Source organism: Solibaculum intestinale (assembly GCF_040096205.1).
Taxonomy (GTDB): Bacteria; Bacillota; Clostridia; order Oscillospirales; family Acutalibacteraceae; genus Solibaculum_A; species Solibaculum_A intestinale.
In genome coordinates, this window is record NZ_JBBMFD010000001.1 from 319,294 (window position 1) to 344,232 (window position 24,939).

General features: G+C 55.0%; 31 protein-coding genes and 1 tRNA gene. 6 read left to right on the forward strand and 26 right to left on the reverse strand.

Going from position 1 to position 24,939, the window contains the following annotated elements; genetic code table 11:
* Positions 1-2 precede the first annotated feature (2 nt).
* Positions 3-713, forward strand: coding sequence for a putative ABC transporter permease (locus tag WMO26_RS01460; protein ID WP_349217748.1), 711 nt, complete (start codon positions 3-5; stop codon positions 711-713).
* A gap of 110 nt (positions 714-823) precedes the next feature.
* The gene (locus WMO26_RS01465; RefSeq protein ID WP_349217749.1) at positions 824-1,063 is read left to right on the forward strand and encodes a hypothetical protein; all 240 of its coding nucleotides are present in this window, start codon (positions 824-826) and stop codon (positions 1,061-1,063) included.
* Between the two features lie 152 nt (positions 1,064-1,215).
* Here the strand turns inward: WMO26_RS01465 and WMO26_RS01470 are convergent, their stop codons facing one another.
* Genes WMO26_RS01470 through WMO26_RS01480 form a run of 3 tightly spaced genes read right to left on the reverse strand, consistent with a single transcriptional unit; the run spans position 1,216 to position 4,113 of the window.
* Positions 1,216-2,037 (reverse strand): hypothetical protein, encoded by an 822-nt coding sequence (locus tag WMO26_RS01470; protein WP_349217750.1) that lies wholly within the window; start codon positions 2,035-2,037, stop codon positions 1,216-1,218.
* Positions 2,021-3,457, reverse strand: coding sequence for a sensor histidine kinase (locus WMO26_RS01475; protein ID WP_349217751.1), 1,437 nt, complete (start codon positions 3,455-3,457; stop codon positions 2,021-2,023). The genes WMO26_RS01470 and WMO26_RS01475 overlap by 17 nt, the downstream gene beginning before the upstream one ends.
* Positions 3,454-4,113 (reverse strand): response regulator transcription factor, encoded by a 660-nt coding sequence (locus WMO26_RS01480; protein ID WP_349217752.1) that lies wholly within the window; start codon positions 4,111-4,113, stop codon positions 3,454-3,456. The genes WMO26_RS01475 and WMO26_RS01480 overlap by 4 nt, the downstream gene beginning before the upstream one ends.
* Positions 4,114-4,404: 291 nt before the next feature.
* Here WMO26_RS01480 and WMO26_RS01485 point away from each other — a divergent pair, with 291 nt between their 5' ends.
* On the forward strand, positions 4,405-4,578 hold the full coding sequence (locus WMO26_RS01485) for a hypothetical protein (protein ID WP_349217753.1): 174 nt from the start codon (positions 4,405-4,407) through the stop codon (positions 4,576-4,578).
* A gap of 21 nt (positions 4,579-4,599) precedes the next feature.
* Positions 4,600-4,845, forward strand: a complete 246-nt coding sequence (locus tag WMO26_RS01490; RefSeq protein ID WP_349217754.1) for a spore coat protein — start codon at positions 4,600-4,602, stop codon at positions 4,843-4,845.
* A gap of 1,258 nt (positions 4,846-6,103) precedes the next feature.
* Here WMO26_RS01490 and WMO26_RS01495 read toward each other — a convergent pair.
* From WMO26_RS01495 to WMO26_RS01555, 13 genes are all read right to left on the reverse strand, one after another.
* Positions 6,104-6,180: transfer RNA gene (locus tag WMO26_RS01495), tRNA-Pro, on the reverse strand.
* Positions 6,181-6,257: 77 nt separating this feature from the next.
* Positions 6,258-7,946 carry a DNA repair protein RecN gene (gene recN / locus WMO26_RS01500; protein ID WP_349217755.1) on the reverse strand — a complete coding sequence of 563 codons (1,689 nt, stop codon included), beginning with the start codon at positions 7,944-7,946 and terminating at the stop codon, positions 6,258-6,260.
* A gap of 11 nt (positions 7,947-7,957) precedes the next feature.
* The gene (locus WMO26_RS01505; RefSeq protein ID WP_349217756.1) at positions 7,958-8,407 is read right to left on the reverse strand and encodes an arginine repressor; all 450 of its coding nucleotides are present in this window, start codon (positions 8,405-8,407) and stop codon (positions 7,958-7,960) included.
* 46 nt (positions 8,408-8,453) lie between these two features.
* Positions 8,454-9,302: an NAD(+)/NADH kinase gene (locus tag WMO26_RS01510; protein WP_349217757.1), complete on the reverse strand. Its 849-nt coding sequence runs from the start codon at positions 9,300-9,302 to the stop codon at positions 8,454-8,456.
* Positions 9,299-10,120 (reverse strand): TlyA family RNA methyltransferase, encoded by an 822-nt coding sequence (locus tag WMO26_RS01515; RefSeq protein WP_349217758.1) that lies wholly within the window; start codon positions 10,118-10,120, stop codon positions 9,299-9,301. Before WMO26_RS01515 ends, WMO26_RS01510 begins: the two co-directional genes overlap by 4 nt.
* Entirely contained in the window at positions 10,117-11,979 is a 1,863-nt protein-coding gene (dxs, locus tag WMO26_RS01520) for a 1-deoxy-D-xylulose-5-phosphate synthase (protein WP_349217759.1), read from the reverse strand. Before dxs ends, WMO26_RS01515 begins: the two co-directional genes overlap by 4 nt.
* Positions 11,980-12,099: 120 nt before the next feature.
* Positions 12,100-12,585, reverse strand: a complete 486-nt coding sequence (locus WMO26_RS01525; protein ID WP_349217760.1) for a divergent PAP2 family protein — start codon at positions 12,583-12,585, stop codon at positions 12,100-12,102.
* A 14-nt stretch (positions 12,586-12,599) separates the two neighbouring features.
* Complete coding sequence (locus WMO26_RS01530) at positions 12,600-13,478, reverse strand: polyprenyl synthetase family protein (protein ID WP_349217761.1); 879 nt, start codon at positions 13,476-13,478, stop codon at positions 12,600-12,602.
* 34 nt (positions 13,479-13,512) lie between these two features.
* On the reverse strand, positions 13,513-13,734 hold the full coding sequence (gene xseB, locus WMO26_RS01535) for an exodeoxyribonuclease VII small subunit (RefSeq protein ID WP_349217762.1): 222 nt from the start codon (positions 13,732-13,734) through the stop codon (positions 13,513-13,515).
* Positions 13,715-14,971 (reverse strand): exodeoxyribonuclease VII large subunit, encoded by a 1,257-nt coding sequence (xseA, locus tag WMO26_RS01540; RefSeq protein WP_435431541.1) that lies wholly within the window; start codon positions 14,969-14,971, stop codon positions 13,715-13,717. The genes xseB and xseA overlap by 20 nt, the downstream gene beginning before the upstream one ends.
* 22 nt (positions 14,972-14,993) lie before the next feature.
* Positions 14,994-15,932, reverse strand: coding sequence for a tRNA (adenosine(37)-N6)-threonylcarbamoyltransferase complex transferase subunit TsaD (locus WMO26_RS01545; RefSeq protein WP_349217764.1), 939 nt, complete (start codon positions 15,930-15,932; stop codon positions 14,994-14,996).
* Positions 15,932-16,336: a transcription antitermination factor NusB gene (gene nusB, locus WMO26_RS01550; protein ID WP_349217765.1), complete on the reverse strand. Its 405-nt coding sequence runs from the start codon at positions 16,334-16,336 to the stop codon at positions 15,932-15,934. Before nusB ends, WMO26_RS01545 begins: the two co-directional genes overlap by 1 nt.
* A gap of 43 nt (positions 16,337-16,379) precedes the next feature.
* On the reverse strand, positions 16,380-16,751 hold the full coding sequence (locus WMO26_RS01555) for an Asp23/Gls24 family envelope stress response protein (protein WP_349217766.1): 372 nt from the start codon (positions 16,749-16,751) through the stop codon (positions 16,380-16,382).
* A gap of 349 nt (positions 16,752-17,100) precedes the next feature.
* On the opposite strand from WMO26_RS01555, the gene WMO26_RS01560 reads away from it, so the two are divergent.
* On the forward strand, positions 17,101-17,754 hold the full coding sequence (locus WMO26_RS01560) for a VanZ family protein (protein WP_349217767.1): 654 nt from the start codon (positions 17,101-17,103) through the stop codon (positions 17,752-17,754).
* A gap of 99 nt (positions 17,755-17,853) precedes the next feature.
* Here the strand turns inward: WMO26_RS01560 and WMO26_RS01565 are convergent, their stop codons facing one another.
* From WMO26_RS01565 to WMO26_RS01610, 10 genes are all read right to left on the reverse strand, one after another.
* On the reverse strand, positions 17,854-18,450 hold the full coding sequence (locus WMO26_RS01565) for a SpoIIIAH-like family protein (protein WP_349217768.1): 597 nt from the start codon (positions 18,448-18,450) through the stop codon (positions 17,854-17,856).
* A 15-nt stretch (positions 18,451-18,465) separates the two neighbouring features.
* Positions 18,466-19,047 carry a SpoIIIAG-related protein gene (locus tag WMO26_RS01570; RefSeq protein ID WP_349217769.1) on the reverse strand — a complete coding sequence of 194 codons (582 nt, stop codon included), beginning with the start codon at positions 19,045-19,047 and terminating at the stop codon, positions 18,466-18,468.
* A gap of 13 nt (positions 19,048-19,060) precedes the next feature.
* Complete coding sequence (locus WMO26_RS01575; RefSeq protein ID WP_349217770.1) at positions 19,061-19,549, reverse strand: stage III sporulation protein AF; 489 nt, start codon at positions 19,547-19,549, stop codon at positions 19,061-19,063.
* Positions 19,546-20,685, reverse strand: coding sequence for a stage III sporulation protein AE (locus WMO26_RS01580; protein WP_349217771.1), 1,140 nt, complete (start codon positions 20,683-20,685; stop codon positions 19,546-19,548). Before WMO26_RS01580 ends, WMO26_RS01575 begins: the two co-directional genes overlap by 4 nt.
* 42 nt (positions 20,686-20,727) lie before the next feature.
* Entirely contained in the window at positions 20,728-21,117 is a 390-nt protein-coding gene (locus tag WMO26_RS01585) for a SpoIIIAC/SpoIIIAD family protein (protein WP_349217772.1), read from the reverse strand.
* Entirely contained in the window at positions 21,114-21,308 is a 195-nt protein-coding gene (spoIIIAC, locus tag WMO26_RS01590) for a stage III sporulation protein AC (protein WP_349217773.1), read from the reverse strand. Before spoIIIAC ends, WMO26_RS01585 begins: the two co-directional genes overlap by 4 nt.
* Positions 21,309-21,345: 37 nt before the next feature.
* The gene (locus WMO26_RS01595; RefSeq protein WP_349217774.1) at positions 21,346-21,804 is read right to left on the reverse strand and encodes a stage III sporulation protein AB; all 459 of its coding nucleotides are present in this window, start codon (positions 21,802-21,804) and stop codon (positions 21,346-21,348) included.
* Positions 21,725-22,807, reverse strand: coding sequence for a stage III sporulation protein AA (locus tag WMO26_RS01600; RefSeq protein WP_349217775.1), 1,083 nt, complete (start codon positions 22,805-22,807; stop codon positions 21,725-21,727). The genes WMO26_RS01595 and WMO26_RS01600 overlap by 80 nt, the downstream gene beginning before the upstream one ends.
* 513 nt (positions 22,808-23,320) lie before the next feature.
* Positions 23,321-23,644, reverse strand: a complete 324-nt coding sequence (locus WMO26_RS01605) for a ferritin family protein (RefSeq protein WP_349217776.1) — start codon at positions 23,642-23,644, stop codon at positions 23,321-23,323.
* Between the two features lie 135 nt (positions 23,645-23,779).
* Positions 23,780-24,154 (reverse strand): type II toxin-antitoxin system PemK/MazF family toxin, encoded by a 375-nt coding sequence (locus WMO26_RS01610; RefSeq protein ID WP_349217777.1) that lies wholly within the window; start codon positions 24,152-24,154, stop codon positions 23,780-23,782.
* A gap of 433 nt (positions 24,155-24,587) precedes the next feature.
* Between WMO26_RS01610 and WMO26_RS01615 the strand changes: the two genes are divergently transcribed.
* Positions 24,588-24,833 (forward strand): helix-turn-helix domain-containing protein, encoded by a 246-nt coding sequence (locus WMO26_RS01615; RefSeq protein ID WP_349217778.1) that lies wholly within the window; start codon positions 24,588-24,590, stop codon positions 24,831-24,833.
* The last annotated feature ends 106 nt before the right edge of the window (positions 24,834-24,939 follow it).

Sequence of the window (24,939 nt, forward strand, 5' to 3'; positions counted from 1 at the left end):
CTATGATTGATGATAGGATTCAAAACGAAAACCGAATCAAAAAGCCGGCAGCCATGCCCAAGGCGACCGTTCCTTCCTTCGCCAGGGGGCTTAACTTCTATAAGCTGTTCTGGGTCTTTTTCATCGGCTGTTTTCTGGGCGTAGTGGTGGAGACAGTCTTTTACCTGGTAACTGAGCTTCGCTTTACCAACCGTACGGGGCTTCTTTACGGCCCTTTCAACCTGGTCTATGGGTTCGGCGCTCTTTTGATGACCATCGGCCTTCACTGGCTGACGAAAAAACATGCCGTCTGGATTTTTCTCGGCGGCTCCGTCCTGGGCGGCGGGTTTGAATATCTGTGCAGCTGGGTGCAGGAGACGCTATTCGGTACCGTTTCCTGGCAGTACCGTCATCTGCCTTTTAACCTGAACGGACGGGTCAGCCTGCTGTTTTGTATGTTCTGGGGAGCCCTTGCCCTTTTGTGGCTTCGTTGGTTTTATCCGAAGCTATCGAACTTCATTGAAAAGATCCCCAACAAAGCTGGGATTCCCCTGACCTGGGTGCTGGTGGCGTTTATGCTCTTTAACATCACCGTCTCCGCCCTGGCAGTATCGCGCCAGTCCCAACGGCATAACGGCATTGCGGCTTCCAACGCCGTGGACGAATATTTCGACGAGCACTATCCGGACGATTATCTCAAACGGGTATATCCCAGCATGCAGTTTGTAAATTGATACACCAAAAGTTTCCTTCTTTCATAAACTGGGAAGAGTACCGTGAAAGCGAGGGATACCCGATGCAACCATCCTCTTCTTCACCCATCTCTCCGGAGGCATCAAAGGCGTTGGCCGAATTCATTCAAACGGTTGCCGCGGACGAAGCCGCTCTGACCCAGACCCTCAGCCAGGAAAGCGAAAAGCTGCAAGGCGCGCTTTCTATCGGCGGTCTTACGGAAGAAAAGGCCGACCAGCTGAGCAATTCTCTGAAATCGGTAGCGGCTACGGCTCAAAAGCTGCAGCTGGATTTGCAGGAAGCTTTCCGGCTTTTGTCCAGTGTAACCGAGACACGTTCTCCCAAGGCATAGCAAAAAAAGAAAAGGGTAGGCGGCGTGACTTCGCACCGCCTGCCCTTTTCTTTTTTTGATGCCTGTTCAATGGAAGCATACCCTCAAAAATGAAATCCTATGCCAATGAAGCTGCGTCCCACGCTTTCAGAAGAGTAATTCCTGCAGCAAGCTTAATCAGCCGGAAGAGACGCTTCTTCCTGTTCGGAGGCGGACTCCTGCGGCTTGCCCGCGTTCTGCCATCCCCAGGGCTGGCTGGGCTGAATCAAAAAGAAATTGGAAAGGAACCGCTTGCGCCAAGTCCCCGTCTGGTACAGGCCGCTTGGAACCACCTCCAGCGCCAGCTCCCCCTTTCCCATGCTGCCGTATACCTGAAGCTGGGCCTTTTCCGAAGAAAAGCCCTCGCTGGAATACACCCAGTCATCCACCATATCCAGTCCCAGATAGGAGATAAAGCTGCGCATTATTCCCATTTTCTGCGACTCGGTGTGTCCCGTTAGCCTTTCGTCCCGCAGATAAATGGACAGCAGTTTGTTCGTCTTCCCCTCCATCTGGTAATAAAACTGAAAGGTATCGGCAATCTGCACCGTATACTTGGCGAGTTTCACCGTTTCGTCCCCATCCCGCCAGGTGATTCCAATCTGGGAAAAGGACTGGGTCTTCGCAATGTCCTCCGCTATGGTTTCAGACAGCAAACCCGCTGCAATCACGTCTCCAAGCTGTGCATTGAGGTACATCCGCATCATGGAATCGTCCACATTGGTAAAGGACACCAAATTCGAAGCAGCTTCGTCGTAAATGCGATGGATGGCACGCACCAGATAAATCTCCTTCGCCTCCGGGTCGATGGTAGCCGTTACCTGCTGCCGGGGGTGGGCGGTATGCAGCAGCTCGTTGTCCTGCTGGCGGAAATATTCCAGCGGCGCAAAGGCAGCCAGGCAAACCAAAACCAACGTCAGCAGCACCGCTGCAACACTTTTAAGCCTGCGTCGCATCTCCCTCTTCCTCTCCTTTCCAGCATCTGAGCAGGAATCGCACCGAAGTCCCCTCTCCCAGTACGCTTTCAAATTCCAGCTTGGTGCCGTGCAGCTCGGCGATTTTCTGGCAGATGGCGAGGCCCAGCCCCGCGCCGCCGCAGGCTCTGGCTCTGGACTTGTCCACCATATAGAAGGGTTCCACGATACGTGACAGCTTCTCCTTTGGAATACCGCACCCTTTGTCGGTGACGCAGACGCCGTAGCGGCTGCCTTCGATCGTTCCCTTGATGTGCACTTGTCCATCCTTGGGGTCCGCTTTTTTCGCGTTGACTACCAGATTTCGGATGAGGCAGTTTAAAAGCGTCTCTTCCGCTAAAACAGTCGCGTCCTCCGCCTCAATTTCCAGCGTAATTTCGCCCAGGGCCGGTTCCAGCTGCTTTTTGAGCCGATAAAAAAGCATCCCGGTATCCACTGGTTCCAGCACCGCCGGCTCCTCCGACAGGGCCATCAGGTCCATCAGCTTTCTGGACAGCTCCTCAAGCCGTTTGCTCTCGGAATAGATATAATTGGCATATTTGAGCTGGGTGTCTTTTTCACAGGGGGTCAGGCGCATCATGTCCGCATAGCCGATGATGGCGGTCATAGGCGTTTTAATTTCATGGGAAAAGCTGGAAATAAAATCTTCCCTTTGTTTCAACGCGGCGTTTAAGGCCTCGATCTTGTCCTCCACCGCCTGGGCCATCTGGTCAAAACTGCGGCTGAGTTCGCCGATTTCGTCTTGCGAATGGATATGGGTACGTTCGCTGTACGCGCCCTTGGCAATTTTTCGGCTGGCTGTATTGAGCTTTTTGATGGGCGCGGTTAGCAGCATGGAAAGAAGGAAAATGGCGAACAGGGAGATGGCGATGATGATGCCGTTTAAGATTAAAAACGTACGCAACTGCCGGTCCCGTTCGGTAAAAACGCTGGTCATGTCGTAGGCGCTGGCTACGTAAACGGGATGGTTTTCAATATTCAAATAAGAAGCCAAAAGCATGTAGATTTCCTGCCCGGCCTTTTCCAGCTGATAATCGTCTCCATTGGTACCCAGAACTCCGGCCACCGCTTCTCTGGTTAAGCCCTCGGGAAGGTTCGAAAAAATTTCCTGCCGGTCTTCGGTATAGATGGCGATGCGCTGGGACTTGGTTCCGGCGTAGCCGGACAGACGGTACCCATATTCGGCCAGCTTTTCATCGGTGAATTCTTCACCGCTGAGTATGTACCCGAGCATGTTTGACTCCAGCGCATACCGCTCCAGTGTATGCTGGTTGACGTTCTGCTTAACCGCCAGCTCCAGAGAACGGTCAAAGTTTTCCTTGACCATCAGGGTTCCGCAGACGGAAAAAAGCAGCGCGGTAATGACGGTAGTGCACAGCACCAGCTTGAGTGAAAACCTCATGACTCGACCTCAAGCTTATAGCCGATGCGGTAAACGGTCTTGATTTTGTCCTGCCAGGAAAGCTTTTTGCGCAGCCGTTGAATGTGCAGATCCAGCGTCCTGGTGTTGCCCATAAACTCTTCGCCCCATACCCGTTCAAAGAGCGTTTCCCGGTACAGAGCGGTGTTTTTATTGCGGGCGAGCATCAAAAGCAGGTCAAATTCCTTGGGGGTCAACTCTATGACTGCCCCGTTCTTGACTACGCTTCTCGCCTCAATGTCGATGGTGACATCCTCGAGCACAATCTGCGTCTGGCTCTTGTTATAGCGGCGCAGCACCGTCTCGATCCGGGCAAGCAGCTCGTCTACCTCAAAGGGCTTGACGATGTAGTCGTCCGCCCCCATGCGAAGGCCTTTGACCTTATCGCTGGTGGCGGCGCGGGCGGTGATGAAAATGACGGGGATACGCTGCGGCTCAATGTATTCCATCAATTCATATCCGTCCAGCTTTGGGAGCATAATGTCCAGCAAAATGAGGTCGTACTCCCTGTGCTCGATTAAGTCCGCCGCTGCCGCTCCGTCCAGCGCATATTCACAGGCATAGCCAGCCTTTGCAAGACCGGCCTGAATCAGTTCCACTATGGCGATTTCGTCTTCTACAATTAATATCCGGTTCATTTGTGCAATCCCTCGCGCAATCGAAAATTTGAGATGAATCCCTTTTTTTATTATACCGAATTTGTTGACATAAATCTACTATCCTTTTTCATTTTCATAATTTTGAAATATCTTATTGCTCTTTTCCGTGGCCCGGCCGTTCTTTACGGGACGGACAATCCTCTGACGATTTGCGGCCGCTTTTCAAAATCCAGCGGATTTCTTCGTCAAAATTTGCGGTATGGGGATGTATATTGCCAGGTAAATCAAACAAAATAAAAAGGAAACCAAAACACAGGAGGCATGATATCCATGACGACAAAAGAACTTTTGTATGTGGAAGACGCACTGGGCCACGAGAAATATTTCCAGACCAAGTGCAACGAGACGGCAAACCAGATTCAGGACGCAGACTTGAAAGCCTGTGTCCAGCAAATGGCGCAGAAGCATCAGCAGATCTTCCAGAGTTTTTACGGCTTGCTTTGATGACGAAAGGAGAAAAGAAACATGGATGACAAAAACCTGATGGAAAACCTTCTCCATTTAGAGAAAGGGGTCTGCGACCTCTTTATGCACGGAACCATCGAATCTCCCACAGCAAACGTGCATCAGGCGTTCAGTACCGCCCTCAACGACGCGCTGTGCATGCAAGATACCATTTATGACAAGATGGCGGCAAAGGGCTGGTATCCCACCGAGCAGGCGGAGCAGAACAAAGTGGATTCCGTTAAGCAGAAGTTCAGCGCCCAGTAAACAAAACGGTTAAAAAAGCACATGCCCGAAGATATTTGGGCCTGTGCTTTTTATTGTTATGCATGCTCAGACGCAGCAAAGCAGCCGTTTGTATCGGAGCATCCATACGCTTTTTTAAATGGGAATGAGTGTAACTATGCTTCACTCCCCAAGCAGATTGGTTAAACACGGGTAGCAAGGTTCGGTTTAATAAGGCAGAAGAATACGAAAATGACGGTACATTACGCACGTTTCCCCTTCTGTTCTGACGGATGACCGCATTAATTAAATGCCTCTCAAACACGATGGATAAATCAGAAGAAATACAAAAGAACCGCTTAAACATTGGGTTTTCCTGCATTTAAGCGGTTCTTTCTTGCCTTTATGGTGTAAAAAAGATTTCTCTATACTTGTTCCCATTTTGAATGCGTATATCGTATTTTGCAGCTGTTTATCTTCTTTAGACTATTCTGTTTTCTGACAGCTTCGATTGGTTACTCTGTTTCATTTAAGGAATGGTCGTAAGCACTGTAACGGCCACGCCTCTGGTTAGAACCCTACACCCTGACTTGTCGTCAACCGCACGGATAACAGAGAGTCTTGTGTTACCCCAACACTTCCGGTTCCGATTGCAAGGTAATTTGGCGTTTCAGCATTACTTGATCCTGTGATTGTAGCCGTTATACCTGTGCCGACAGGATCAGTGAAGCCGCATGGACTTGTAAAAATCTCTGCGGTCAAGTTTGTTTCGGCCGGAAGCGTATTATCTCTGACGTTTAATATAAGACCGACAATTGTAACATGGGCCGATAGCGTCACTGTACTGGACGTAAATAGAGAAGGGGATGAAGATGTTCCCAATCCACCCCATCCTCCGTCACTAACAAGCTGGTCAGTTGCTAAATATATAGGCTGTACTGCCCGGTCCACCAGTAGGTCCCGTCGGTCCTATAACAGGGCAGAGACAGGGCGGACACGGTGGTGGACAAGGAAAGGGTGGGCACGGACGGCAGCATTCAAAATCGCCGCGGCCGTCGTGGTGATAAACGTGCATCAAAAGACCTCCATATCGTGATGAGGCGCAGAATTTTCCTCAAAGGATACAACCCATTCTATATTGGAGTATCCTTTGAGCTTCTGAGCGCAAGAGAGGACGTCCATATAGATCTTTTACCGTGCTCCTCGCACTCCGCGAAAACTAAAAGGTTTTCCCAAACACTGCTATAGAATAACAACAGACCTGCCCTTTATCTTTCAATAAAAGGCAGGTCTGTATTGTTGGTCCGAGTGACAGGAGTCGAACCTGCGGCCTCTTGAACCCCATTCAAGCGCGCTACCAATCTGCGCTACACCCGGATACTTGCTTTACCAAAGCAACAGTAGCTATTATAGCGTATCCATCTATATTTTGTCAAGAGGCTTTCTGCATTATTTTACTTTTCCCGATTGGACGCTTCCTGTGCAAGCCGCAGCATCTCACTGGCATTTTGCAGCGTCAGCTGTGTAATCGTCTCGCCGCCGATGATGCGGGCAATTTCTCGTTTCTGTCCATCCTCATTGAGCGCACGCACATCCGTAAAGGTACGCTCCCCCCGCACATGCTTTTCAATAAGCAGATGCAGGTCGGCAAAGGCGGCAATTTGAGCGGAATGGGTAACACAGAGAATCTGCCGGCCCTTGGAAACTTGTTTAAGCTTAAGCCCCACCTTCTGAGAGGCCCGGCCGCTGATGCCGGTATCCACCTCGTCGAAGATCAAAGTTCCGATCTCATCCTGGTCGGCCAGAACGTTCTGAATGGAGAGCATAATGCGCGAGAGTTCGCCCCCTGACGCAATTTTCGAAATAGGCTTGGGCGGCTCACCGGGATTCACCGACAGCAGAAACTCCACCGTCTGTGCGCCGTTTGCATAAAGCGGGCAGGGCGTAAAGGCCGTTTGCAGCCGTACACCCGGCATATCAAGGAAGGCAAGCTCGCGCCGTACCCGTTCCTCGAACTTTTTCGCCGCCTCCATCCGCTTAACCGTCAGTTCCCCCGCAAGCTCCACCGCCTGCGCCTGTACCTGTTCGAATTCCTTCGAGAGTTTGGCCGCACGCTCGTCGGACAGCTCAATTTGTGAAAGCTCCCGGCTGGCGTTATCCAAAAACCGGAGCATTTCTTCCTCGGTATCTCCATATTTTCGGGCAAGGCGGTGCAGGCAGTCAATCCTGCTTTCGATGGCGTCAAGCTGCCTGGGGTCGTACTCCAGCTGCTCCCCTACCTCGCGCAGCTCTTCGTTTGCGTCGTCCAGGTCATACACCATTGCCTGCATCCGTTCCGCCAGAGGATGCAGATGAGGATAATACCGGGCGGCATCCTGCAAAGCAGCGGCGGCGTCCGAAATGCGCTGGGAAGCCCCTTCATTTTCTTCGTCTCCGCCGATTGCCGCGCGGGCAGACAAAACCGAGGTAGCGATGCGTTCGGAATTGAGGTACACAGTTCGCTGCTCTTCCAGCTCTTTGAGCTCGCCGGGGCGCAAACCGGCTTCCTCGAGCTCCTGAATCTGATACCGAAGCAGGTCAATCCGGCGGGCTTTAAGCGCCTCATCCATATCGGTGGCGGCAAGCTCTTTTTTGATCCGGCAAAGCCGGTCATAGACAGAATGGTACTTGGCAAGCAGGTCCGGATAACCTCCGAGACTGTCCAGGTAATAAATATGCTTTTGAGGGGAAAGAAGAGCCTGGTTTTCATGCTGGCCGTGAATGTTCAACAGAGTACGGCCCACCTCCCGCAGAATGGACACCGTGGTAAGGCGGCCTCCAATGCGGCAGACCGTTTTTCCCTCAGCGCTGATTTCCCGTTGCAAGAGAAGCGTACCGTCCTCTTCACAGGAAAAACCGTTTTCCTCCAGGATCCGGGCGGCAGCGGGGCCGACCGAATCGAACAGTGCACTGACCCGAGCGGTCTTCGCCCCGGTGCGCACCACGTCCCGCGACACCCTTTCCCCCATCACGGCGTTGATGGAGTCGATCACGATGGATTTTCCCGCGCCGGTTTCGCCGGTCAGGATGTTAAGCCCCGGACCAAAGGAAATGTCCGCATATTCGATGACTGCAATGTTTTCGATATGAAGCGTTACCAGCATCGTTCTATCCCCTAGCGGTGAAAGGATTTTAAATCCTGCATCAGTGTCTGGGCGTTTTCACTCGTACGGCAGACTACCAGAATGGTATCGTCTCCCGCCAGAGTCCCGGCCACTCCTTCCCAATGCATGGAATCAAGCGCCGCGCAGGCGGCATTGGCCATGCCTGAATAGCATTTGATGATGATGAGGTTCTGGGCGGAATCCATGGAAAGGACAGCGTCGGCAAAAATAGTGCGAAACTTTGATGAAATCCCGGCATGCTCGGTTTTTGCGGCTACATAGCGGTATTTTCCATCGCTGTCAAGCGACTTTACCAAACGCAGCTCCTTGATATCCCGGGACACGGTAGCCTGGGTAATGTTATAGCCGTGCTCCTTGAGGCACCGCAGCAACTCCTCCTGGGTATCAATGGAGTATTGCTCGATCAGCTCGAGAATTTTCGCATGGCGTTTTGTTTTCATGTTGTTCCTCCAAAGTTGACAAGGTAAAATCAGCCCAAGCAGGGCTTTATCCTCTGCGGTGCATGAGTTTCTGAGTTAAGGTTTCGTAAAACGTGCCTTCCTTGAGACGGATCAGCTTGGCGGAAATGGCCGCCTTTCGTATGGTAACGGTATCCTTGGGTTTAAGCGCCCGGCCCAGACGGCCGTCCACCGTCAGGTAAGCCCCTTCTCCGTAGCGGGTACTGGCGGTAATGGATACCACCGAATCGTCCTTAAACAGAATGCTGCGGTCAAAAAGAGAGTGCGGGCAGATGGGCGTGACCAGCATACCGTCCATCTCCGGGTCCAGAACTGGGCCTCCGGCCGACAGCGAATAGGCCGTCGAGCCGGTTGGGGTGGACAGGATCACTCCATCCGCCCGGTAAGAAGCGATCTCACGGCTGTTTAAGGTCACGGTCAAATCGAGAATCCGAGAAACGGTGCCTTTGGAGATGACCGCATCGTTTAAGGCGTAATAAACCGCGTCTTCCCCTTCAATGCGTACGTTCAGAAGCATGCGCCGGTCCAGGGTGTATTCCCCGGTAAAGAGCCGGGGCAGCTTATAGAGCTCGTTGGTTTCCAGGCCCGCCATAAACCCAAGCGTCCCGGCGTTTATCCCCAACACCGGCTTTCCAAGGGGAGCCGCATAGGTCACCGTGTGCAAGATGGTACCGTCGCCCCCCAAGGCGAGAACTAGGTCGCACTCCCGGTAAAGCTCTTCCCTTTGCAGATAACAAGCGCCTGCATAGGGAAACTTTTCCCGGTCCTTATCCTCCAATAACAGTTCAGCGCCCAGAGAAGCGAGACGGGAGGCAATCTCCGGAAAATACGCCTGAGCCCCCTGTTTGCCGGGGTTTGCGACAATGGCAATCTTCATGTGGCTTTTCCCCCTTGCAGCGCCTTGTGGGATTCCTCCACCAAGGCCTTGGCATCACAGCCGTCAAAGCACTCGCCCAGCCCGTTCTTTTTCAGGTGCATCAGATATTCAATGTTTCCTTCCGGGCCGCGCACCGGGGAAAAATCCAGGTGCAGCAGGGAAAAGCCTAAGCTTCTGGCGAAGGCGGTGACCGCTTCGATCACCTCCAGGTGGATTTCCGGTTCCCTCACCACGCCCTTCTTTCCCACCTTACCCTTGCCGGCCTCAAACTGGGGCTTAATAAGGCAGACCGCTTCGCCCTCCTCTTTCAGCAGCTCTTTGAGCACCGGCAGCACCAGCTTCAGAGAAATAAAGGAAACGTCTACACTGGCAAAGTCCAGCGGTTCGCCCAGCTGGTCAGGGGTGACATAACGGATGTTGGTGCGCTCCAGGTTCACCACCCGGTCGTCGGTGCGAAGCTTCCAGGCCAGCTGGCCGTATCCCACGTCTACCGCATATACCTTTTTCGCGCCGTTTTGCAGCATACAGTCGGTAAATCCACCGGTGGAGGCGCCGATATCCATGGCGGTGGTGCCTGTAAGGTTTAGGCCGAATCGCTTTACCGCCTTGTCCAGCTTCAAGCCTCCCCGGCTGACAAAAGGAATGTCCGCCCCTCGCAGTTCCACCTTTGCGTCGGCCGGCACCTGGGTGCCGGGCTTATCGGATTTTTGTTCGTTTACATAGACGCTGCCCGCCATAATCAAGCGCTGGGCCCGTTCCCGGCTGGGAGCCAGCCCCTTCTCAAAAAGCAGGACATCCAGTCTTTTCTTTTCCGTCACAGCTCACACTCCTGCTCGACTATCTGCGCCATGGAATCGGCGTCCAGATGGTATTTTTTCATGGCGCTTGCCACGGTTGCCTGAGCGATAAAGCCGTCCGGCAGGGTATGAGCCGAATAGGTTCCATTAAATTCGCCCGAAAGCAGGGAAAAACCGAAATGCTCCGCTACCCCGCCGGTACGGATGCCTTCTTCGAAGAAAAAAACCTTCTGATATCCCCGGGCAATGTACAGCGCCTGGGGATCCATGGGCTTGATGCGGTTTAGTTTGAGAATATCCATCTCGATTCCCTTTTGCGCAAGGCTTTCCCGGGCCTTGCAGGCGTTTGCGAAGATCCGCCCGTAGGTGATGAGAAGTACCTTTGCCCCACCGCCCAGTAGAGAATAGGATGCAGGGGCAGGTGTGTAGCCCTGAGGCGGGACCGGTTCCCCGCCGCGCGGATAACGCACCGCCACCACCCCTTTATACTGGTAAACAGCTTCCTTAAGCATCCAGTGGAGCTCCGCGTAAAAGCTGGGAGCGAAAACGGTGACGTTGGGAATGGTATTTAAAAACGCTGCGTCGAACACGCCTTGGTGGGTTTCCCCGTCCTCTCCCACCAGACCCGCCCGGTCGATGCACAGCACGATCTTGGCATTTTGCAGAGCCGCGTCGTGGATGAGTTCGTCATACCCGCGCTGCAGGAAGGTGGAATAGACGGCGAAAACCGGAAGCATCCCATTCTTGGCAAGGCCCGAGCAGAAGGTGATGGCGTGCTCCTCGGCAATGCCTACGTCGAAAAACCGGCTGCGGTAGGTATGGGAAAACTCCGTCAGCCCCGTGCTCTCGGTCATGGCGGCGGTCACCGCGCAGACACGGGGATCGCCGGAGGCAAGGTCGCAAATCTCCCGGCCGAAGACACTGGAAAAATTCTCCCGGCTGGCGGGAGCGTCGCCAGTTTCAATGTCAAACCCGGAGGTACCGTGAAAGTCCTTGGGTCGCTCTTCGGCAAAGGTGTAGCCCTTACCCTTGACGGTACATACGTGCAAAAGCACCGGCTGATGGATGGATTTGCAGCTTTCGAGCACTGCGCAGAGCTTTCCCAGATCATGCCCGTCCACCGGGCCCATATAGGTAAAGCCCATGTTCTCAAACAGGGTGTTGCCGTAAAGCATACTTTTGACGCCGGATTTCACCTTGACGATGGCCCGGTCCAGCGGCTGCCCCACAAGGGGAACCTTCTGCAAAAAACGCTCCACCCCTTTTTTAAAACGTAAATAACGCGGACTGGAACGCAGCACGGCCAAATGGCGCGCCACAGAGCCCACGTTTCTGGATATGGACATTTTGTTGTCGTTTAAAATCACGATAAGCCGGTCCTTGCTACGTCCGGCGTTGTTGAGCCCCTCGTAGGCGAGGCCGCCGGTCAATGCCCCATCTCCGATCACGGCGATGGTATGACCGTCGTCCCCTTGCAGGCTCTTTGCCTTGGCGAGGCCGAAGGCCGCCGAAATCGACGTGCTCGAATGGCCGGACACAAACGGATCGTGCTCGCTTTCCTCCGGCCGGCAAAAACCCGAAAGGCCGTTTTCCCGGCGAAGGGTAGAAAACTGGTCGTAGCGGCCGGTCAGCAATTTATGCGGATAGCATTGATGCCCGACGTCCCATACGATCTGGTCCTTCGGTGAGGAAAACACCCGGTGCAGCGCCAAAGTCAGCTCCACCACGCCCAGATTGGAGGCTAGATGCCCCCCGTTTTGGGAAATCGTCTGAATCAATGCTTCCCGGATTTCACCGCACAGGCCGCCAAGCGCTTCAAACGGCAGCGCCTTTACGTCCGCGGGCGAATGGATGGTCGGCAATATTCGTTCAGACGCCATTGCGAAACGATCTCCTTTGCTCAAATTCCCCATGGCTGTTGGGCGTGGTCCTGATACTCAAACTCCGGACACATCCCAATTGAATAATTATACCACAAGATGCAAGTAAATTCAAAGCGATTATTGGGGAACAATCATCGCAACCAAAATTCCCAGCAGGGCGCCAGCCAGCACTTCCAGCGGCGTATGACCCAGGTATTCCTTCAGTTCCTTCTCTTCCTCGTCCATCGGCTCGGTTAAATTTCCTTCATTTTCCCCTTCTTCCTGGTTGAAGGGAGGCATACGGCGCATCTCGTTGATGGCCTTGGCGTGTTCGCCCGCCGCCCGGCGCACCCCCATGGCATCGTACATGACGATGATGGCGAACAAAAAGGCAATGGCAAACAAGGGCGAGCTGACGCCTTCCGCCCGGGAAATGGCGATGGTAAGCGCGCATACGGTAGCCGAATGGGCGCTGGGCATCCCCCCGGCGCCCACCAGCCGTTCCGGCTCGAAACGCTTGAGTTTGATAAACGTGACCGTCGTCTTCATTACCTGGGCAATCAGCCAGGCGATGACTGCCGACATGAGCACGTAGTTATGGAAGGCTGCGTTAATGGTATTCATTGTTTCTCCACCCGTCAGTTTTTCCGGTCGGCTAAGTAGAAAGCCAGTTCTCGAAGAGAGTCCGCTCTTTGCCCGAAGGGAGCCAGCGCGTCCACCGCTTCCTTGGTAAAGGCGCCGGCCATCCGTTTGGCTTCTTCCAAACCGTAGAGGGTCACATAGGTCGATTTCTTGTCCCGGCTGTCCTTCCCAGTGCTTTTGCCCAGAGTGACCGCGTCGCTGACCACGTCGAGAATGTCGTCGGTCACCTGGAAGGCCATGCCGATGTTCTTCGCGTAGGCGGTACAGGCCGCCAGCGACTCTTCCTTCGCGCCGCAGGCATAGCAGCCCATGCGGGCGGCGGCCAGAATCATCGCGCCGGTTTTCGCCGCGTGCATGGCTTTAAGAGTCTCGTAATCAATCTGCTTGTCCTCGGAGTCTAGGTCAATGACCTGGCCGCCCACCATCCCCAGATACCCCGAAGCGGCGGCAAGCTCCTTGGCGGCAAGCAGCACACGGGCGGGTTCGGCCGGGCTTTTCAAAAGCGTTTCGAACGCGAGGCTCAAAAGCGCATCCCCCGCCAGCAGGGCGAGTGCCTCTCCGAACCGCTTATGGGTGGAGGGCTTTCCCCGGCGCATGTCGTCGTCGTCCATACAGGGAAGGTCGTCGTGGATGAGGGAATAGCTATGCACCATCTCCACCGCGCAGGCAAAGGGCATCACGTCCTCTTCCCTTCCCCCGCACACCTTGCAAAATTCCAGCGCCAAGGCTGGACGGATCCGTTTGCCGCCGCCCAAAAGGCTATAGCGCATGGCTTCGATCAAATCAGCCTGCCGGCAATCCTGCCTGGGCAGAAAATCTTCCAGTGCTTTCTCTACCTTCTGGGAATTAAAACGCAGCATTTCTTCGATGGGCATGACAGTTCCTCCGTTCTTTTGACTTCCCGGTATCTTATTCCTGTGCCGGCGGACCGGCTGGCTCCCCGTCCGCCTCCTCGCTGAGCTCTTCAATGCGAAGCTGGGCGTTTTTCAGTGTTTCGTCACAAAACTGAGCAAGCTCGGTGCCCTCTTCAAACAGCTTTAAGGACTTTTCCAGCGGAGCTTCTCCCTGCTCCAATAGCGCCACAATCTCGTCAAGCCGCTTCATTGCGGCCTCAAAGGTTCGTTTCGGCATGGTCTTCTCCATTTCTATCGGTGGTTTTGAAAGGGACAGAGTCTGTGATTTCCCGGGAAATCACCCGGCAGGAAAGACTGCCGTCCATGAATTTCAGATTCAGATTCTCACCAGGCTTGGCCTGTGCCGCCTTGGTAACCAGCCCCTGCTCGTTCGACGCGATGGCATAGCCCCTCGCCAGCACCTTTAAGGGGCTTAACGCGTCGAGCTTGCCCGCCAAGACGCCAAAGGCCTGGCGATGGGCCCGAACGGTATGCAAAAAGGTGGATTTGAGCTGCTCCGCCCGGTAGTCGAGCTTCATCCGGCGAAGCTCCACCGCGTAAAGCGGGGACGCCATGCTGCGGCTTTGGCGAATGGCCAGAAGGCGGCGGCGGTTTTCCTCCACACGCCGCTGCAAGGCGCGTTTCATAGCCGCCTGGCGCTCAAAAAGCTGGATGTGAAGATCCCCTCGGTCGGGGGCGGCCAGCTCCGCGGCAGCGGAAGGGGTGGGGGCGCGCAGGTCGGCGGCAAAGTCACACAACGTAAAGTCCGTCTCATGGCCCACGGCGGAAATGATCGGGATCTGCGAAGCCGCTACCGCACGGACCACGATTTCCTCGTTAAAGGCCCACAGGTCCTCCATAGATCCGCCGCCCCGTCCAACAATGAGAACGTCGGCGGCCCCGCAATCGTGAAAGCGGCGGATGGCGGCGGCAATCTGCCCTGCCGCTTCTGTGCCCTGCACCAAAACCGGGCAGAGAACCAAAGTCGCCAGCGGGTAGCGCCGGGTGAGCACGTTGCGGATATCCTGAAGCACCGCGCCGGTAGGCGAGGTTACCACGCCGATGCGCGCCGGGTACTTGGGAATCGGGCGCTTGCGATCTGCGTCAAAAAGCCCTTCCTTCGCAAGCTTTTCCTTGCGCTGCTCAAAGGCCAGCTGCAAAGAGCCCACGCCGTCGGGCTGCATATCGTCGATATAAATCTGGTACTGGCCGCTGCGTTCAAACAGGGATACCCGCCCGCGCACCAGCACCTTCATCCCGTTTTGAGGGGTAAACTTGATACGGGAAGCGGCGCTTCGGAACATCACCGCCTGAATGACGGCGTTGTCGTCCTTGAGAGACAGGTAGAAATGGCCGGAACGGTAGTGGTTAACAAAGTTGGAAATTTCCCCACAGACATAGACCGATTGGAGATGGGGATCCCCGTCCAAAAGGGATTTGATGTAGGTATTGAGTTGAGAAACAGTCAAAAGCAAGCTGCTCACAGATACCTCCGATTCATGATGGGTTTTTCGCCAAAAAAGCGCGGGCCGCCAGAAGGGCGACGCCCGCCGCGTTGTCGGAAGAAAAGGCCGGGTCTGCAAACCGGGCGCCAAAGCGCTTGGTAAACCGGGCGCGGATGTAGGAGTTGGACATGACGCCGCCGGCGTATAAAAGGGGCAAAGGTCCGTACTGCTGCAAAAGGCCAGCCGTCATCTCTTCCAGCGCGGCGGCCACGTAGCAAAGGCAATACTTCGCCACCGCCCGCCGTTCCTCTCCCTGGGAAAACCGCGTTTCACACTGGTTTTGCAGGCCGGAAAGGCAACAGTCGAGCCCTTTCATGGCGGGCCTTACCCGAAATTCCTGTTCACACTCGCCGGCAAGGGCGTCCAAACCCCGGCCCGCTGGGAAGGCCAGGCCCAGCATGACCCCCACCCGGTCAATGACCTGGCCCGCGTTTAAATCCAGCGTTTTGGCTACGCACTCGCAGCCAAAACCGTCCCCCTGTGGAGTAACTAACAGCGCCTCCGTGGTACCGCCGGACACATGAAAAGCCAGAAACCGGCCGTCAAGCAGCTCCATAGAGCCGGAGGAATAGAGGGCCGCCATCACATGCCCGTCCTGATGGGAAAACCGAAAAAGTGGGGCATGGAGCGCCGCCGCCAGAGAACGGGCGGTTCCTTCCCCCACGAGAAAACAAGGCATGTAAGACCCTTCCACCGATCTCGGGCGGGTGGATACGCCGATGGCATCTACAGGCCCGTCCAACGCCAGGGCCTCCATCAGCCCGGGAAGCTGCACGGTATGGTGAAACACCGCGTCGCTTTGCTTTAGGCCGATGGCCTGTTCCTTTACCGGCAACAGCTTCTTTTCCTGGCGGATTTCTTCCCGGACCATATCATAAAGACACACCGAGGTGGTATAATTGCTCGTGTCAATTCCAAGGACGCGGGCCATCAGAGCGCCGCCTCCTCCTGACGGGCCACCGAGCCGAGCACGCCGTTTACAAAGGAGGATTCCTCGTCCCCGGCGTATTTTTTCGCAAGCTCCACCGCCTCGTTGATGGAAACGCTCACCGGCACATCGGAAATGAACTTCATTTCATACACCGCCATGCGCAAAAGCGACAGCGCCACCCGGGAGATCCGTTTTTTCTCCCAGTTGATGAGGTTTTTTTCAATGAGAGCGTCCAGCTCCCCTCTCTTTTCGCATACGCCGCAAGCTACCGCCGTGGAAAACGCATCCTCCCGGATGGCTCTCGCTTCCACCGCCGCCTCTATGATTTCTTCCATGCTCTCCTCACGGAAGCTCTTTTCAAATATCAGCAAAAATGCCTGTTCTCTGGCTTCTCGCCTTGTCATCCTGGTTCCTCCCGACGGAAAAGGGGAAGCCTTTTCCTAGTAATTACGGCTGTACTGCCGCAGGATCTTGAAAACAAATATCCATTACATGCACGTTGACACGGTTGACCGGGCGCCCCGTCATACTTTCCACGCAGGATTTCACATTCTGCTGCACACGCCCCGCAGTTTCGGGAATCCGCGCGGTGCTTTTGAGATTCACGAAAACGTCGATGACGATCCCCTCGTTCTCGCGTTCGATGCGCACCGACCGGGCGCTGTGCTTTTTGTCCATCAGGCGCTTAAAATCGGTCCGGTTCGCCAAGGACGCCACCCCGTCGATTTCCGAAGCGGCCGTACCGGCGATAGACACCAACACCTCCTGGGAAATGATGCAGGTTCCTTCGCTGCCCTCGCTTAGACGGTTCTCCATCATAAAAAGCCTCCTATCCACTCAAAAACAGCGCGACGCGGTCCCCACGACTCTAAAGGATTCCCGAAATCGCAAGGGGACGACGCCAAGCCGCCGCCCTTTTCCGGGTTTTCCCGCCGCAAAAGGCCGTGGAAACGATTCGTCATTTATTATACCACATTCTGTGAATGAAACAACCGTTTTTTCGAGATTGCGGCCTTGCGGTTGCAAATGCGCGTGGGGATTGCTATAATAACGGCATGTAAAATTTTTCTGGTTTCTTCTTTGCTGAAATTTCTTTGGAAAGGGAAAGCCGGATTGCTCGGAGAAAGGGCCCTGAGGTCCGTCCGAGGCGGAAAGAGGCGAAACGCAGATGAACTTTACCACTCCATTGGGAAGCGTGGCAAACGGAACCTTTCTTTATGTGTCCGAAGCGGACGCGATGATCGTAGGGTTTGCAGCATATCTGATTTGCTATTTTGTATGTTTCAGGCGAAAGCGCCTCTTTGAAAATGTTTGTCTTGCCCTGCTTTTTGTTTACACAAGTCTGGTCCTCTCTATGACGCAGACCATTCTGTTCCCCTGGGCCATCCAGGTGTCGGCCCAGGCGACGGCCGAGCATCTGCAGAACATCCAGTGGGTACCCTTTGCGTCGGTGTCCCGGGTGCTTCACTACTGCTTCGTCCACAACGACTACTATTCCTTTTTCAAGCTGGTGGTGGGAAACTTTGTAGCGCTGATGCCCCTTGGCATTCTGGTGCCGTTGCTTCGAAAGCAGCTGCGCCTGCCGTCGGTTTCGCTGATGGCGCTGCTTGCCAGCGTGGCGCTGGAAGGATTGCAGCTTCTCACCAATATACTGGGCGGCCGGGTAAGAGCGGTGGAGCTTGACGATGTGATTTTAAACGCCGCAGGCTGTATCGTCGCCTATTTGGTGCTGGCGGGCTGCCGCAGGCTTTTTGTAATCGAACCGGTCAAGCGCGCTTCTGCAAAGCGGCGCAAGCGCCGCCGGAGCAAAGCACGCCGGTAGAACGAAGGATATATGCAAAAAGGGATCTCTCCGTTTACTTGGAAGAGATCCCTTTTTGCATATGGTGAGAAAACTCGGAATCAGGGGTTCTGTGGCTGGCTACTGAACCGGCACGATGTTGATGCCGTCACCCTTGACCTCGGAATTGGCGGTGATGATATCCTTAATCTGCATGACTTCGCTGGCCACCAGTTCCGGAGACTGGACTACCACGGTGGCCTTCTCCCCGTCCAGGTATACCATACAATCGGCAAAGCCCTTGGCTTTGATGAGATTTTCAATCTTCCCTTCCGTCTCGATGTTGGACGCAATCTGGGCGGACTGGGCCATGGCCTGGGTCTGGGTGGCCGCGTCGGCGTCTACGTTATTGAGTACATCCTTGATGGTATCGAGGGCTTCGTCCCGGGTGCGTTCCCGGTTGAGGCGGGCTTCCACAAAGTACTGGCTGGCCTGGGCGTTGGTCTGGGTGGTAGAGGCGTCGGAAGGAAGGCTCTCGGAACCCGAGCCGGAGACGGTGGCATCACCGGAGGTGTTGACGAAGGCCGCGTCTCCATATTGCTTGGACGAGGTGAGCGCCCCCGTCGCCGTCAGGTCGTCTCCCGCCACGGAAAACTGCCAGTTGAGATAGACCGCCAGGCCCAGCGCCACAACCAGTGCGGCAATGACGATTTGTCTTTTTCCTAAAATCGCGTTCATACTGCTCTCTCCTCATCATTTCGATAATTTGGTAACGCATACGCGTTTCGATGATATATCCAAGGCGGTGGTTACCGCCTGAGTTACCCGCTGCTGTACCACGGCGTCGTCTCCGCCGGCGCACACGATGATGACCCCCTTGACGGTGGGTTCCTTCTGGGTTCGCACCAGCGCCTCCTTCCCGTCCGACCCGTCGACGACGGTGACCGACCTTTGGGTATCGTCCTTTTCGGTAATGCGCTTGGTGTCGTCGCCGGAAATGTCTTGGGATTTGTCGGTATTCTTGCGCTCCTCGCTTTCGTAGACATACTCCACGCCGTTTTCCAGGGTCACCATGATCTGGGTTTCCCCCACTCCTTGGATGCTGCACACCACCCCCATCAATCGGTTCTCCAGTTCCTTGGTATATGCTTCCACGGAAAAGGTCTGGGTGGTCTTTGCTTCCTCCTTTGGCGTGGAGGAGGGCAGGATGCTGGAAAGGAAGATTAAGAGGATGGCGACGGCTCCCACAATCAGCAAAAGCTTGCGCCCTTTGTCTCCCTTGAGGTATTCGGTGAGCTTTGCAAGCGAAAAAGATGCGCTGCCTGTTTTGTTCATGGCTCTTCACCTCCTATTCCCCGGCCACCGTTACCACGGGATTAAGGCCGAGTGCACTTTGCAGGGCCGTTCCCACGGCCTCCTTTTTGGAAGCGTCCTTTTCGGTCAGCAAAACCGTAACCTGTTTCATGGATATGCCGCCGTCTTCGGCAATATCCATATCCACGGCGATTTTTTTCGGACGAACCTGTAAGGCGTCAAGACGTTCCTGGGCCAGGGCGGAAATGCGCTTCTCGATCTGGCTGCGGATCTGAGCATTGACCTGGTCGGCCAGCCGCCCGCCTACCTGGGCCGACTCCTCCTGAAAAGAGGATACATCCAGGTTGAGAGACAGGCCTTTCATAGAAAGAAAAGGGGAAATCAGGCAGCATAAAAAGAACACGCCCAGCACCATCTGAAACATTTTTTCCATCTTTCCCGACGGAATGAGCATCTTTGCCAGCGCCGCCACCACTGCGCCCGCGCACAGGGTAACGGCCCAGGCTTTGAGCATCTCGATCATACATTTCCCCCCAGCATCATCATAATGGCGGTGGAGACGACGATCACCAGCGCGCAGCAGATCATCACCGCGCTCAGAAGAGCCAGCACCTTGGCCGCCGCCCGGATGACGGCAGTGAGCTGCCCTAAGCCGAACACGTCCCCGATGGCCGCCGTCAAGTTCAAAGCCAGCTGCCACACCAGCGTTTCCAGCAGAGCGGGCAGGAAGATGAGAATCACGGCGAAAATGCCGAAGGCGCCCACGGTGGACTTTAGAAGCTTTAAGCAGGTATAGACCGAGCCTAACGCGTCCCCCACGGCGCTGCCCACCACGGGGATGAAGCTGCCGGCCATGAACTTGGCGGTTTTTAGCGTCACCGTGTCGGCCGACGAACCCACTACCCCCTGCACCGTCATCAGTCCTACGAATACCGTCATCAAAATGCCCAGCACCCAGGAAGCGGTCTTGTGAAGCATATTGGCTAAGGAGGTCAGGTTTAAGTCAGGCGCTAAGGAAGCCACGATGGAAAAAGCCAGGAAGATGGTCATTAGGGGAACTAAGAAGGTGGAGGCGCCCCAGTTTAAAAGCTCCGCCAGCCCCAAAAGCAGCACCTGGTATGCTCCCGCGCTCATCGCCTGGCCGGAGGTCATCAAAATCCCGGCAAACACCGGGATAAAGGAGAGCATGAAGGCGGCTCCCGATTGGATGGCGGCTCCCGCTCGTTCGATGACGCCCACCAAGGGGACTAAAATCACCGTACAGATCGCTAAAGTGGACACTACGCTGAATACGCCGGTCAAAGGGCGTTCTCCCATGGTAGAGCGAAAGCCTCCCAGCAGCGCGCACAGGAGGATAACCCCGATGATGGCGGCCCCAGCCTTGATGGGAGCGCCGGCACTGCTCAAAAGAGCCTGCAGCCCGGTATTGAGAATACTTTCAGGCGTCAGGCCGATGAGGGAATCCGCGTCGATATCCGAAAGCCCCAGCTGATTGAGAAGATCCCTGGTTTCCTTGGGAAGGCTTTGTGCCAGGTCATTCGCGCCGCTGTCTTCTAGGAGAGCATCATAGTCGGCACCGTCCTCTACGGCGCTTTGAGCTGTGACCGGTATGGTCACCAGCAAAAGAAAGAGCACAATCAGGACGATTCGTCTGCCCATGCCTGCCCCTCCCTTCTCTTTTACTTCCATGTGCCGCTTTTCTCATCCGCGGATAAGGGAAAGCGCCACCTCGATCACCTTTTCAAACAGCGGCAGCGATAAAATGAGAATTCCTGCCTTGCCCGCGATCTCAATTTTGGAGGCAAGGGCGGTTTCTCCCGCGTCTCGGCAGGAGTCGCAGGAAAGCTGCGTGATGTAACAAATGCCCAGGGACTTGATGAGGATCATGCCGTATTCCACCGGCATCCCAGACAGGTTTACTAAGTCTCCCAGCTGAGTGAGCGCGGGCCTGATCTGAAAAAGAATCATCAGCAGAATGACCGCGCCGGCACACAGACTGATGGCGATGGAATATTCCGGGTTATACTTGCGGATGAGAACCGAGATGACCGCCGCCACGATACCAACCCCTGCGATGGCGATGACGTTCATAACCCGAACACCGACTTTACCATGCGGAACAGGTCGCTGATCTCCTGAATGATCATGGTCAGCACCACGATGAGCCCGGCAAGGGTGGTAAGCATGGCCTGTTCTTCTCTTCCCGAGCGGATGAGCACCTGGTTGAGTACCGCGACGATGATGCCGATGGCGGCGATTTTAAAGATAAGGTCGATGTCCATTTTCACCCTCCGTTGTCTTTGGACCGGTCCGTCTTTTTTACAGCAGAACAATGGAGATGCCGATGCCGGACAGCAGTCCCAATTTCAAATAGAGCTTTCCGTGTTTGTTCTTCTCTTCCCGGGCCGACTGGAGCGACTGCCCGAATAGTTCCCTATGCAGCGAACAGTTCGCCAGTTGGCCGTCTACGTCGGTGGTGCCTATTCCGCAGCCGAAGGATAAGAGAAGCTTCAAGTCCCGTTCGCTCAAATCCATGGCCTTAGCCTTATCCCGCACCGCCTTTGCCCAAGCAATGGGAAACTCGGTTCCTTCCCGGCAGAGCCGCTCGCATTCCCGAAGGAAGGGCAGGCATTTGTATTCCTCCCGGCCCGCCGCGTCGGCTAAGATTTTCGCAATGGGTGCGGCCCGGTATTCCATTTCACTGGCCAGGGTTTGCAGAAAGGAGAGGATGGCTTCCAGATACCGCACCCGGGCGGTATACTGCATGGATTTCATCATCCCCATCCCGCCGCACACCAGCACAATCAACAGCAGTCCCGCGTATTTCATCTTTGTCCTCCATCGTATAGATGTGTTTGAGCTGTCCGGGCTGGTCCCGGCCCGCCAGCATGGCGACACAGGAAAAGGCCCCGGTTTTTAGGAGCTTGACGGCCTGGGTACGCTTTGAGAGCTCCCCGATGGAGCCCAAATGGATGGAGGTGACAAAGCGCACGCCGGAATGGACTCCGGCTTCCACCGCCCGGATCTCCTCCTCCTCCCCGATCTCGTCGCACAAAATGACGTCCGGCGACAGGCAGCGCAGGGCGTGCAGGATGCCCTGGGCCTTGGGGTAACCGTCCAGGCAGTCGCAGCAGGGGCCTAAGTCGTTTTGCGGCTGGCCCCGGTAAACACCCGCGATTTCGCCCCGTTCGTCCACCACGCAGACCTTTAAGATCCGCCCGGTCCCGCCGCAGGAAAGCTGGCGGGCCAGGTCACGGAGAAGGGTGGTCTTTCCGCAGGCAGGGGGCCCCGCCACCAGGACGCCGCCGCCCTTGGCGAACTCCCTGGAATGAAGAAGCCGGTCGGCGGCGCCGAAATGCTGCCGGGCGATGCGCAGGTTTAGAGAGGAAATGTCCTTAATGTTGTGGATGACCCCCTCCTGGAGTACCGCCGTGCCGCAAAACCCCGCCCGGTGGCCTCCTCGGATGGTAATGAAGCCGTGATTGATCTCATGCTGAAAGCTATGTACCGAGTATTCACACAGACAGGCGAAAGCCTGCTCCATCTGTCCGGACGTGACCTTGGGAAGCCCGTCGTGACAGCATCGGGAGGTGCGGCCGTTCTGGTCGAGGAAGAGCTCCCCGTCTGCGCTGCTTAATGCCACCGGCTGCCCGATACGGATGCGGATTTCCTGGGTTTTCGCTTTTATGGAAGAGGGCAGCTGGGACAGCATCCCGCTCAATCGGCATCCGAGCTGCGCTGCCGCCTCGTCAAACCGCTTGGCAAAGCGATCGTCGATCATCCTTACCACTCCTTTCCAACATCCTGAAAGCCAATACTGGTTTCGGCTTATGGTAAAGAATATGGAGCCTGTCCGCGGTTTAGAACCAAACTGACGGGCAACCACGGGCAGAATTTTCCGCAAACGTTCCCGCTTTTCTCGAAAGGTAGGGAATCCGCATGCTGTTTTTCAATAGAAATACTAAATTATTTATTTGATTGTTGAAACTTCTGTGGAATCTGTTGATAGTGGGACGGGTTTGGATAAAATGTGTTTAGCAAGGGGAATTGGCAAACAAGGAGCTGCAGATTAAAAAAACGCCTGGAAACGCAGAAGTGGTTTACGCGCGTAACAGGAAGAAGCGACGGCAGGATGCGCGTGCTTTATCAAGCGCAAAATAAGCGCCCGGCGAAACTTCGCCGGGCGCTGAAAACGCTGGAACCGAATCCGGTTACAGCGGCTTATTTTCCTATTTTATAAAGGGATATGACCAAAATCAGCGTTGAAAAAGGTTCAGAAATTCTTTCCCGTCCATCATATCGGCCTCTTCCGGTCTTTTCCGCCGTGCTCGTCCTTGGGCACGCTTAGGAAATCGTCGTGCGGCACCGAAAGGTTATCCGCTTCGGATGGAAGCGCAAAGGCGCCGGGAAAATCCGTATGGTATGCTTCTTTTCCATGCAAATGCCCGAGCAGACGCATATAATGGTTCTGGTGCTTTTTCGCAAACCGCTCGAATTTCAGCTTCACCGTGGGGTCGGCCGCCATGGCGGCGTACGTCTTGTACTTTCTGACAAGGATCTCTTCGCATCGGATTTGATCCTCAAGGGCACTGCGCTCTTCACCGGTCAGGTTCGCCACGTTTCCACTTCCTTTTTCTAACCGTCCGCTATGCGTTACATCCAAGCCCATCGCGCCGTTTGTTTCCATGCAAATTGCGCCGGACCCAATTCTTAAGAAGCATCCGCTGTTTCTACGGCTGTGATTTTGTAAGGCTTATGTAGCCTCTTTCCTGCGCGGCTCTCCCAGTTCCAGGCCGAAGCTGACCGACAGCGCGTGGTTGACGAGCTCCATGGAGGTTTCGTCCAACCGGCCCATACGTTCCTTGAGCCGCTTTTTGTCCAGGGTGCGCACCTGCTCGAGCAATACGATGGAATTCTTGCTTAAGCCCGTATCCTGGGCGTCCAGCTGGATGTGGGTGGGCAGCTTGGTTTTGTCCTTCTGGCTGGTGATCGCCGCGGCGATAACGGTAGGGCTGAATTTGTTTCCGACGTCGTTCTGCACGATCAGCACGGGGCGGATTCCACCCTGCTCCGAGCCGACCACCGGACTTAAGTCGGCATAATAAATGTCTCCCCTTCTGATGTTCACAAATTGTCACACTCCATTATTCAATCGTTCCTCATGAAGTATTTTTACCCATTCGGCGCGTGCTTAAACATGAAAAGAATCCGGGGAACAATTCTTTTCTGCGAGTCTTACTTGGGCAAGCGACAGCTTATCCTTTCTCAGTATATTTGCGGACAAGCCGGCTTGTGACAGCAGCAAAGCTTGTCCAGCGGAGCTTTACCGGAGTGCGTTTTGCAAGGATTGGAGCCATCCCTCCAAAAGGACGAGGGATTTTTCCACCCGTTTTTCGTCGGGCGGGTCTTTAGGAGAATGGGCGCTGCAATATAAATTTCATTTGCCCGCCTCCCTGAAAATCGTATGGGTGTAAGACAGCCTGCGTTCCCACTCAACCTCCCTCTGGTACAAAAATGATTCTTCTGTGCTATAATCAAGGAAAAAACGGAGGCGGAAACCAATGGACGCGAAAAAGAATCGAATTGGCGGGTGGCTGCGCGAGGCAAGGCTCTCCGAGCGGCCCAAGGCCACGCAGGAGGAAGTGAGCGCCCGTCTGGCTACCATGGGCGTGTCCCTGTCCGCCAGCTCCATCGGCAAAATTGAGAACGGCACCCGTCCGGTGACCGACATACAGCTTTGCGCCCTGGCGAAGGCCTTAAAGGTGACGACCGCCTGGCTTCTGGGCGAGACAGCGGAGAAAAACTGACAAAGCGGGCGCAAGCCCGGCTTTGTTCCGAAACCTCCACGCCTCTTTCCAGAAAGCACCTGCCGAGATGCTCCGGATGGCGGCCTTTCTCCGGATACCGTGTAAG